2 protein-coding genes are annotated in these 1,018 nt (G+C 66.1%); both read left to right on the top strand.

The genetic code is table 11. The features are described 5' to 3' along the window. The coding region (rfbB, locus tag G6039_RS30170; RefSeq protein ID WP_241259017.1) for a dTDP-glucose 4,6-dehydratase at positions 1–888 on the top strand (888 nt) is incomplete at its 5' end. Positions 889–891: 3 nt separating this feature from the next. Next, the coding region (locus G6039_RS30165) for a sugar phosphate nucleotidyltransferase (protein ID WP_277606692.1) at positions 892–1,018 on the top strand (127 nt) is incomplete at its 3' end.

Below are 1,018 nucleotides of genomic sequence, written 5' to 3'. Positions count from 1 at the left end.
GCCGAGTCGGATCTGGTGGTGCACTTCGCCGCCGAGTCGCACAACGACAACTCCCTGGCCGATCCGTCGCCGTTCGTGCAGACCAACCTGATCGGCACGTTCACCCTGCTCGAGGCGGTGCGCCGGCATTCGGTGCGGTATCACCACATCTCCACCGACGAGGTGTACGGCGATCTCGAGCTCGACGATCCGGCCCGGTTCACCGAGGCCACCGCCTACAACCCGTCGAGCCCGTACTCGTCGACCAAGGCCGGCTCGGACCTGCTGGTGCGCGCGTGGGTGCGCTCGTTCGGGGTGGCCGCGACGATCTCGAACTGCTCGAACAACTACGGCCCCTATCAGCACGTGGAGAAGTTCATCCCGCGGCAGATCACCAACGTCCTCGACGGGATCCGGCCCAAGCTGTACGGCACCGGGGCGAACGTGCGGGACTGGATCCACGTCGACGACCACAACCGGGCGGTGTGGACGATCATCGACAAGGGCGAGATCGGCCAGACCTATCTGATCGGCGCGGACGGCGAGACGAACAACCGCACCGTCGTCGAGACCATCCTCGAGCTGTGCGGTAAGGATCGGGGCGACTTCGACTTCGTCACCGACCGCCCCGGCCACGACCTGCGCTACGCCATCGACGCCACCCGCCTGCGCACCGAGCTCGGCTGGACCCCCCGCTACCGGGAGTTCCGCGAGGGCCTGGCCGCGACCATCGACTGGTACCGCACCCACGAGCACTGGTGGCGACCGCAGAAGGACGCCACCGAGCAGGCCTACGCGATGTCGGAATGCGCTGTGGAGCCAACGGGAATCACCGATGCTGGAGCGGCAAACCGATACGGGGGACGGCGAACTCAGAGTCAAGTGCGTCGGTTCCAGGTGAAGGACTAACCAATGCGCGGAATCATTCTCGCCGGCGGCACCGGGTCCCGCCTGCACCCGATCACCCTGGGAGTGAGCAAGCAGCTCGTACCGGTCTACGACAAGCCGATGATCTACTACCCGCTCTCGACCCTCATGC

It is taken from the genome of Rhodococcus aetherivorans, assembly GCF_011058165.1.
In the GTDB taxonomy this organism is placed as follows: domain Bacteria; phylum Actinomycetota; class Actinomycetes; order Mycobacteriales; family Mycobacteriaceae; genus Rhodococcus; species Rhodococcus aetherivorans.
This window is presented reverse-complemented; position numbering and strand designations above follow the sequence as displayed.